This window comes from Nitrospinota bacterium (assembly GCA_009873635.1).
Lineage (GTDB): Bacteria > Nitrospinota > Nitrospinia > Nitrospinales > VA-1 > LS-NOB.
In genome coordinates this window covers 1-8,746 of sequence record WAHY01000045.1, presented here as the reverse complement: position 1 = coordinate 8,746, position 8,746 = coordinate 1, and the positions used below count along the sequence as shown (strand labels likewise).

Below are 8,746 nucleotides of genomic sequence, written 5' to 3'. Positions count from 1 at the left end.
GCAATAAAAAATTCCTGTTAAGAAGATTGTCGCAGGAAGAGGTGGCTCAGGCAGAAAATATGGCTCAGGAATGGTTGAAGATTAGAAACCAAAACAAAGCGAATTGATTTTAAAAATATTTCAGGAATAGGAGTGAGAGGTTTTGAGTGCTGAATAAATTTTCCCTTAAATTTGCCTTGATGTTTATTTCTATATTATCGCTGGGTTGTGGGCAAGGTGATGAGGTGGCAATAAAACCTGAACTTGTAGTTGCCGTTGACGCAACATTTGTTCCTATGACATTTTTAAATGACAAGGGTGAGCTCGATGGCTTTGAAGTGGATCTTGTTGATAAAGTTGTAAGAAATGCCGGCTACGAATATGAGCTGGTAAATGTTGAGTGGGGTGGATTGTTTGGAGGGTTGATCACGAAAAAGTTTGATTTGGTTATCAGTTCAATCACGATTCTTGAGGAACGGAAAAAACGTATGGCTTTCAGTATCCCATACTTGCAGAGTGGGGTTGCTGTTTTAGTCCGAAAAGATCTTGATAATATTAATAGTCTGGAACAGCTTGCCAAAACCAGGGCCGTGGTAGGCGCCCAAATCAATACGACATCCCATTATTTTATACAGAAGTTTGCAGGATTAAACATCAAGACCTATGAGAAGTTCGGTCTTGCCGCTATTGATATGGCCAATAAAGGTATTAATGGTGTTGTGGGGGATTCTGTTCAGGTGAATTACTATTTCAATGAAAATGAGGAACTGGAAAAGAATGCAAGATTCCTGGGGTCCAGAATGACTTCGGAGTATTATGGCATGGTCCTGCGAAAAAATGACCTTGAGTTAAAACAAAAGATTGATGAAAGTTTGGCAGAACTTATTAATGATGGAACTGTAATGGGGCTGCACACTAAATGGGGCTTGGGAAAATTTTCTGTGGTGCCTGCTCCAATGCATGAATCAGGTAGTTGAGCGGGAAGGTTTATTACGCCGGGCTCAGGTTAAAGTGCCTGCCGAGTAAGGTCAGGATATGAAGAGTGCTCCGGCGATGCAACCTGTCAGGATGGTTGCAAGAAAAGCGGTCCATAAAGAGTGGCCTCCTGCCACAGTAATATCTTGCGCCCGTGAAGGAACCAATGCTGTGAGACCACCGATAAAAATTCCCATACTGGCCAGGTGTACAAAGCCGCATAGGGCATAAGTTAAAATAGTCACTGATCTGAGAGTAAAGGGAGCGGGATCGGCAACTTGAGCTCCTGCCAATGCGAAGTAGGAGGAAACTTCTGTTTCTACAAACCGTGATCCTAATATTTTTCCTGCCAGCTCCAATTCGTCTGGTGGAAGTCCCATAAGTGCGGTAAATGGTAATGTCAACCAGCCGAGAATGTTCTTCAGGGAAAAATTATCCCCAAACCACCCAGAAAGTACCAAGTCCATCAGAGCTTCCAGGCCGAGTACAACGATCAATACAGTGGCAATGCCAGCGGCCATTTTAACTCCTTGTGTGCCTCCATCCACTAAAGCAACCATTAGATTTTTTGATTTTGCAGTGTCATTTTCAAGCTCTGGAATTTTATCCATGGTTTCTGGCATTGATTGTTCCGGCAATGACAGTTTGCTGGAAATTACAGCACAGGGAATGGAGATCAATGAGGCGGAAACAAGATGTCCGGCTATTTCAGGAAAAATATCATGTAAAGCGACCACATAAATTCCCATGACAGTACTGGCTACGGTCGACATCATGCAGGTCATCAGGGTGAGTAGCTCGGAACGTGTCATCTTGATGAGGTAGGGCTGGACAGTCAGGCTCGATTCTATACCGACAAAAATATTCGCTGCGGCAGATAAAGACTCAACCCCGGATAACTCTAATAACCGGTAAAAGATGCGAGCGAAAAAACGGACCACCGCTTGCATGATGCCCAGATAGTACAATCCGGAGATAACAGCTGAAAAGAAAATTACTGAAGGAAGTACTTGAAAGGCAAGTATAAATCCTATGGAAGGTGTCCCGTCAGCCAGGCTTTTGCCTGGGCCTATGGCAAGGGGGCCAAATAGAAAGATTGCCCCCTTCTGTGAAGCTGTTAGAAGTTCCACCAGAATGTGATTCACCCAATGCAACGCAGTACGGGACCAGGGTACCCAAAACGTGAGTACCCCCAGCACCCAGGCCAGCGCCATGCTGCCGATTATGGTTTTTGTATTGATTTTTTTTCTAACCCCTGTAGCCCAGGCTAAAAAAGCAACAATAAAAAAACCAGCAAATGAAATTAAACGATAAATGTTTTCATCCATTATGTAAGGGAAGATTGAAAAGTTTTGTTTGAATGAAGAATTTGAATATTGAAAGAGAAACCTGGAAGCCAAAGATCTGGCTCATGCATCCAGGTCATTTATGGATATGATACCGACAATTTTCTTTTCCCGGGTTACTGCGTAATGCCGGATATTTTTATCCCACATTTTTTGCCGTGCTTCGCTCACGGTTGTATCCATATCGAGAGTGAGAATAGGTTTTGACATAATAGTGGAAACAGTGACCTCTGCAGGGTTGATATTTTTTTCCAGTAATTTTATAAGGTCGGTCTTGGTAAAAATTCCGGAATATTCTTCATTTTGCCTTATAAGTAAGGCATCTGTTTCTATTGAAGACATTTCTCTTACCGCTTCTTCTACATTTGCTGAAAAGGATATAGAATGCGGAGGTTGCATGACCTCTGATATATGCTTTTTACTCATTTTTCAGATCAAATTTTTTCCAATTTGTGGATCTCAGGTTATCACTAATAAAAAATATTTTATAGTCTTTATAAAAGTTATTTTGAAGATATCCTTTCGGATGCGGGCAGGATATTATATAGGGAGATGCTGTTTAACCTGAGAGATACAAGTTTTGAAAAAAACACCCATTATATTATTGATGTGGGCTTTCGCGGCAGGTTTGCTTTATCTTTGCCTCCAATCCATTGACCTGGAAAATGCATGGGCCGAGTTATCCAAGGCGGACCCTATATGGATATTACTGGCTGTTATTTTCAATGCCTGCATACTTATGTTTTGGTCGTTTCTCTGGCATCTGCTTATTCCGGAAAAAATAACCGTTCCTTTTATTCGGATTTTTCAAGCTAACACTTTCATGTCCACATCTTGCAATACCATTCCATTTCCCGGTGGGCATACTGTTGGAGTCATGGCTTTGGCCCGCAGAGCCCAGGTGGGACACTCTTTGGCTCTGTCGGTATTGGCCCTTGACCAACTCATGGAAGGTTTTGCGAAAATCTTTGTTCTGTCTTTGGTGGCTTTTTTTGTGCCTCTTCCAGATAAAATGGAGCAGGGAATAATTATCTTTATACTGATCGTGTTGTTTTTTGCTTCAATGATGTTTTATTTTGCCCATAAAAAGCCTGCTGTCCCTATGGAATCGAATGAATCATCTTTAAGGCATAAAGTCAGTTCTTTTGTGGCTCGTTGGTCTGCGCATCTGGAAATTTTAAGGGATTTTCGTATTTTTTGTCTCGGCTTTATACTGGCTCTTTTAATGATGTTTGCACAGACTCTGGGAATCTGGGCTGTTCAAGAAAGCTTGAGTGTTGATCTTCCAGTTTGGGCGACCATATTGGTTATGGGTGCTTTGAACCTGGCAACTGTATTACCGATTACTCCTGGCAATTTTGGGGTTTATGAGGGAACCGTTTTCCTGATCTATCAATTTTGCGGGCTATCGCCTGAACTGGCTTTAAGCCTGGCTCTTTTGCAACATATTTGTTTTCTTCTTCCTATGGTAGGAATGGGATATTTGGTTCTTCTGTTTCTAACTATCACACAAAAGAAAAGTCCCTCAGAGGAATGGGTTACCGATGAAACCTAGAAAATCCGACTGTTGACAGTAAATGGAAGAATTATTTTTTATATTGGTATTTTTAACATTTACTACTGGGTCTAAAAAACCTGTAAAAAGCGGATTTTTAAACGAGTTGTTATAGCGAAAAACCTGGGCTTAACAAGGCGTAGCTAAAATGTAGCGGGCTTCACGAATTTCAATGTATCTGGGATTTTAATTGTGCCTAAAGAAGCTGATATTTAGTTAATTATTTCTTTCAATGTAGAATTTGAGTTCTGGATAAAATAATTTTTAGATCAATTGTTAGTGTTAATTTATATTTGCCAGAGATAATTTTCTAACAAATATAGGGTAAAGATTTTGACTACATAACTTATTGCAATTAATTTTTGAGCATGAATATTGTAAATTTCTTATCACTAGGCCGGGACTCGTTTTGGTGCTATACTCTCCCCAGATTAAGAGGGGTTTCCAGTGTCAATGTAAACTGTAGAAGAGTCGGTTGACTTGATACTCCAATATTCCGGGTTTTTGAGAGGTGGAAAAGTACTTGAATGGCTCGGTTGAGATCTTGGTAGGTGGGACCCAAGTAAAAATTGGGAAGGTTCGTTGGATGGCTTGATTGGCCTTGCCGCTTAAAAGTTGGAGGGTATCTGTTATGGCAGAGGGAAAAGTAAAATGGTTTAACGATAGTAAAGGGTATGGATTTATCGAGTCTAGCGATGGAGAAGATTGTTTTGTCCATTTTTCAGAAATTCAAGCGGAAGGCTTCAAAACTCTGGCGGAAGGCCAGGCAGTAGAGTTCGAAAAAAGTATGGGGCAGAAAGGACCTCAAGCATCCAAGGTTATACCAAAATAAACAATATCTGACTAAAGCCAGTGGAGCTGACGCTCCACTGGCTTTTTTTTTGGCTATTTTTCCAGAGGGCCAGATCCAGTGAATATCTATCAAGATCTTCTGGTTTGGTATTATATGAGGTTTTTCCGAATTAGCTTTCAGGACAGGCTAAAAGTAAGAAAAGCTTTTAACTTCATTACCCAACTGCTGTCAGTCTGTGTATACTTGCTTTAGTATTTATTGATGTCTTCATATAAGGCCTCGTAAACTTTCCTCGCTCGTCTTCAACGAATTGGGTATGAAAACAATTCTAAGCTGGTGTTTCCAAAAAATTACGCGCCGTTATCCCGGCACTCTCCTGGTCTTTGCAATTCTTTTAAGCGGGTTATCCATTTATTGGGCCAGTAGTTTAAATTTTAACCCCAGGATGGATAATCTTCTTCCTCAGGATTTGCCATTAATTAAAGAGTTTAACGAAGTAGTTGCAAAGACTGGAGGTTCAGGTCCGCTTGTTGTCGTGCTAGAGAAACTGAATCCTATCCAGGCACCAGAAGTGATAGATAAGCTTACGCGGGCTTTGGAAAAAGTACCCGGTACCCACTTTGTAGACTCACAAATCCCCGAAGAATTTTTAAAAAACCGTCAGCTCCTGCTGATTCCGAAGGGAGAGTTGCTGCAACTTGAATCCTTGGTGGCTGAAGCGATTGACTACGCACGAGGCCAATTTGGTGGATTCTTTGGTGAAGATGAAATCTTTAATCCGATTAAACTGCAAGAGATTGCCGATAAATACCAGATATTTGAAAATATTAGTTCCTATCATAAAGGAAACATAGAAAATAACTTTTATATATTTGTTAAACCGAATGGAACGGTTACTGATACAGATTTCACCGGGCAATATGTGGAATCTGTCCAGGACGCGATTGACGAGACCGGACTGGAGAAAAGCACTCCCGACTTGAGCATCAAGCTTACCGGCTCATTAATTGTGAGGCTTGAAGAAAACCAGTTTATCCAGACTGACCTTAAGAAATCGGCGATGCTCGCGGCTACGCTGGCTACTTTTATTATTCTTGCCTATACCAGATCCTGGTTTTCCATACCTCTTATTATATTCCCCTTATTGCTGTCTTTGTCCTACACATTTGCGTTAACACGTTTTTTCATTGGTCACTTGAATATTATTTCCGGATTTCTGGTTGCTATTTTGATGGGGCTTGGTATCGATTATGGAATTCATCTTTATATCCGGTTCAAACAGGAGCTTCTAAAAGGTAAGTCCATTCCTGATGCGACTGAGTTGATTGTGACTCAGGTTGGCCGATCTGGCCTGATAGCAATGTTGACAACGATGAGTGTTTTTTCGATATTAAGCTTTTCCGACTTTCAGGGGTTTTCAGAGTTTGGAAAAATTGCCACAATGGGTATTGTCTGCGCGTTTTTAAGTTATTATTTTATCTTTCCAGCCCAGGCTTTGTTTTATGACAAGATTCACTGGTTGAGCAAACCTCGTCCCAGAATATTCACCTTTAAAATCTCCAAATTATATTTCACGACGCCCTACTTTCTTTCTACAATGTTCCTTTTAATAATGGTTACGAGTCTTTTTTTTCTTCCGGGGCTCAAGTTTGAATATGACTTCCAGAAACTCAGGGGTGAATCCCCCGCTAGTGATTATGAGACCGTCACGACAAATGATTTTGGTTTTGCTTTCTCACCTACATTGATTCTTACGCAAAAGAAGGAAAACTTGTTTGAAATACAATCGGCTCTTGAACAAATAAAAAGGAAAAGTGGTGATCAGACCATTATAGGGCTGCAGTATTCATTGAACATGTTTAGCCGTGTGGAGTATGAATACAAGAAAGATGTTTTAGCAAGAATACGAGACATGTTTTTTGATAATTCAGATATCATCAAATTTTCTCTGGGAAAAGACCGGTATGAAAATTTTGAAAAACTGGTAAAAGCTGAACCATTTGATGAGGAGCAAATACCACAAAACCTGGAAAAAAAACTGCGTGCCGGGGGTGATTACCTGGTCTTATTGCTTTCCCCTGCAGATAAAAATTTTTTCAATGTTGAAAATATTTATCAACTGGGGAAAGAAATGGATGAGTTTAAAAAGGTGATGAGGGATAAAAAAATTGAAGTCTCTGTGTTAAATGAAAATCTGATTGCCGCTGAAATCCTTGATTGGGTTAAGGATAAAGGCCCCAGGGCGATGGCGGTCGCCTGTGCGATGGTGTTTGTAATTCTCATGTTTGATCTTCAAAGTATTCGGTTGGCGGTTGTCACATTTCTGCCCCTTTTTACAGGGCTGGCATTGACAGGAGCGCTCATGTCTGTCTTCAATGTTAAATTGAACTTTATTAATATTGTAATGCTCCCTTCGATTGTTGGAATCATGATCGATCATTGCATATACCTCAGTCATCACATTCTGGATTATTCCAAAGGCGCATCACTCAAATCATTGCAGGAAACGGGAAGTGCAATTATTTTATCGGCCTTAACCAGTTTTGCGGGATACATTAGCTTGAACATTGCCCATCATGAAGGTATCAGGTCAATTGCATCGGTAGTGGGGCTGGGGATTACTACATGCACAATTTGCGCTCTATTTATGCTCCCGGCCCTGTTTGAACTAAGGACCAGTAGATCCTCATTCGCCCGTTTTAACAAAGAATAAGAATTGGGCTGGGATGGATATAATTGAATTTCAGAAATTTTGAGAGAAAGTTGAATTATGCGAATTGGAATATTTTTGGTATTTGTTTTACTGGTTGCTTGTGCGGAACAACATAAGTTTGAGGATTTTGCTTCTTCAGATAGTGGTAGGGGTAAGAAAGAGTTCCTGCAGGACTCCAAACAATGCATAGCTGAAAAAGGTAAATTCAGCAATATGATTCAAGGGCGCGAATTTGGTTTTGAGGGTGAACATACAGGTTATCTGGGTTGTATGAAATTGAGAGGGTGGAGCCCAAAGAAAATGCCTTGACCGGCGGTAAATGGTTTAAGAATTATCTTTCCAGGCTTTTTGAATAATTGTGGCAGGTTGATGGATCATGTGGCAGGTTTTGCAGGATTTCTCAGAGATATAATCCATCTTCTTTTTAAAAAGTTTTTTGTCCGGTGTCCCAGTGGCGAAGGTCTTTTTGATTTCCTGTAGCGCATCTATCATATCCTCTCCAACAAAAAATTCTTTTACAGTAACAGGGTTTTTAGTCCACTCGGATACATGGCATTTTGAGCATACCGATCTTAGACCCCGAAGTCTTTTGCTGAAATCATCAATAGCTTTCCAGGACTCGTTATACTCTTCCCGCTTGAAAAATATCTCAATATTTTTTAATGATGAAGATAGCTTATGCATGTACTGATCATAATCCAGTTCCTGCTCCGAGAGGGGATCAAGGACTTTTATGGTTTGTGTCGATGGCCAATGGTAACGAGTCCAAACGCTGATGTAGTGCTTACCATGGCATTGGGTGCATGTTTTGCGAAGCTTTGTGGAAAACGTTTTAAATTTTTCAATATCTTGATTCTGTATGCTGGATATTAACAACTCTGAGGTTTCGAGATCGAATAAGTCTTTCCACTCAGGAACCATTCTTGATGCCTTCTGATAAGCCAAGCTGAAGTCTTTAGCCTGCTTGAGAGCTTCTCCCCAGTTTTTCCTTTCGATACTAAGGGAAGTCGCAGCAAATGTTTTGCTGATATGGCTCATTTGCACTATCCAATCGGAGGTTTTCCCACGTTCTACGTAGAACTTGTCCATGGATGAGGGTGGGGGTTGAATCACGAAGTCAGCTGAATGTGCAAAATAAGGAATGAGAAGTAAAATGAAACCTGCTGCTATTGAGGATTTTGGTTTCATTTTCTGAATTGGGATCTCTCTATATCAAGAGTTTTTAATTGGATTTAATTCGATAATAGGTATCTCCCAGTAGAAATGGGCTACCGCTTCGGACCACTCTGCATAACCTGTGGGCTTTGTCATCATCAAGATCTTTTAAAACCTGTTCAAATAAATCCTGATAGGAAATTTCTTGCCATGAAAAAAAATCTGCAGAT

8 protein-coding genes are annotated in these 8,746 nt (G+C 40.5%); 5 read left to right on the top strand and 3 right to left on the bottom strand.

What is annotated here, in order from left to right:
* Positions 1 to 146 precede the first annotated feature (146 nt).
* Positions 147 to 956: a transporter substrate-binding domain-containing protein gene (locus F3741_12720; protein MZG31640.1), complete on the top strand. Its 810-nt coding sequence runs from the start codon at positions 147 to 149 to the stop codon at positions 954 to 956.
* Positions 957 to 1,007: 51 nt separating this feature from the next.
* Here F3741_12720 and F3741_12715 read toward each other — a convergent pair whose 3' ends face one another.
* Together F3741_12715 and F3741_12710 are read right to left on the bottom strand one after the other, a co-directional pair.
* A complete protein-coding gene (locus F3741_12715; protein MZG31639.1) occupies positions 1,008 to 2,282 on the bottom strand; it encodes a nucleoside permease nupX in 1,275 nt (424 codons plus the stop codon).
* Between the two features lie 81 nt (positions 2,283 to 2,363).
* Entirely contained in the window at positions 2,364 to 2,726 is a 363-nt protein-coding gene (locus tag F3741_12710) for a CBS domain-containing protein (GenBank protein ID MZG31638.1), read from the bottom strand.
* 154 nt (positions 2,727 to 2,880) lie between these two features.
* Here F3741_12710 and F3741_12705 point away from each other — a divergent pair, with 154 nt between their 5' ends.
* From F3741_12705 to F3741_12690, 4 genes are all read left to right on the top strand, one after another.
* On the top strand, positions 2,881 to 3,855 hold the full coding sequence (locus tag F3741_12705) for a flippase-like domain-containing protein (GenBank protein ID MZG31637.1): 975 nt from the start codon (positions 2,881 to 2,883) through the stop codon (positions 3,853 to 3,855).
* Between the two features lie 631 nt (positions 3,856 to 4,486).
* Positions 4,487 to 4,687, top strand: a complete 201-nt coding sequence (locus F3741_12700) for a cold-shock protein (protein MZG31636.1) — start codon at positions 4,487 to 4,489, stop codon at positions 4,685 to 4,687.
* Between the two features lie 277 nt (positions 4,688 to 4,964).
* Positions 4,965 to 7,361 carry an MMPL family transporter gene (locus F3741_12695; GenBank protein ID MZG31635.1) on the top strand — a complete coding sequence of 799 codons (2,397 nt, stop codon included), beginning with the start codon at positions 4,965 to 4,967 and terminating at the stop codon, positions 7,359 to 7,361.
* A gap of 57 nt (positions 7,362 to 7,418) precedes the next feature.
* On the top strand, positions 7,419 to 7,670 hold the full coding sequence (locus tag F3741_12690; GenBank protein MZG31634.1) for a hypothetical protein: 252 nt from the start codon (positions 7,419 to 7,421) through the stop codon (positions 7,668 to 7,670).
* A gap of 15 nt (positions 7,671 to 7,685) precedes the next feature.
* Here the strand turns inward: F3741_12690 and F3741_12685 are convergent, their stop codons facing one another.
* A complete protein-coding gene (locus F3741_12685; GenBank protein MZG31633.1) occupies positions 7,686 to 8,549 on the bottom strand; it encodes a hypothetical protein in 864 nt (287 codons plus the stop codon).
* Between the last annotated feature and the right edge of the window lie 197 nt (positions 8,550 to 8,746).

Bases quoted from the DNA above. Each gene is read 5' to 3' on its own strand.
- F3741_12690 (MZG31634.1), top strand. From the start codon at position 7,419: ATGCGAATTGGAATATTTTTGGTATTTGTTTTACTGGTTGCTTGTGCG.
- F3741_12700 (MZG31636.1), top strand. From the start codon at position 4,487: ATGGCAGAGGGAAAAGTAAAATGGTTTAACGATAGTAAAGGGTATGGA.
- F3741_12695 (MZG31635.1), top strand. From the start codon at position 4,965: ATGAAAACAATTCTAAGCTGGTGTTTCCAAAAAATTACGCGCCGTTAT.
- F3741_12710 (MZG31638.1), bottom strand. From the start codon at position 2,726: ATGAGTAAAAAGCATATATCAGAGGTCATGCAACCTCCGCATTCTATA.
- F3741_12715 (MZG31639.1), bottom strand. From the start codon at position 2,282: ATGGATGAAAACATTTATCGTTTAATTTCATTTGCTGGTTTTTTTATT.
- F3741_12685 (MZG31633.1), bottom strand. From the start codon at position 8,549: ATGAAACCAAAATCCTCAATAGCAGCAGGTTTCATTTTACTTCTCATT.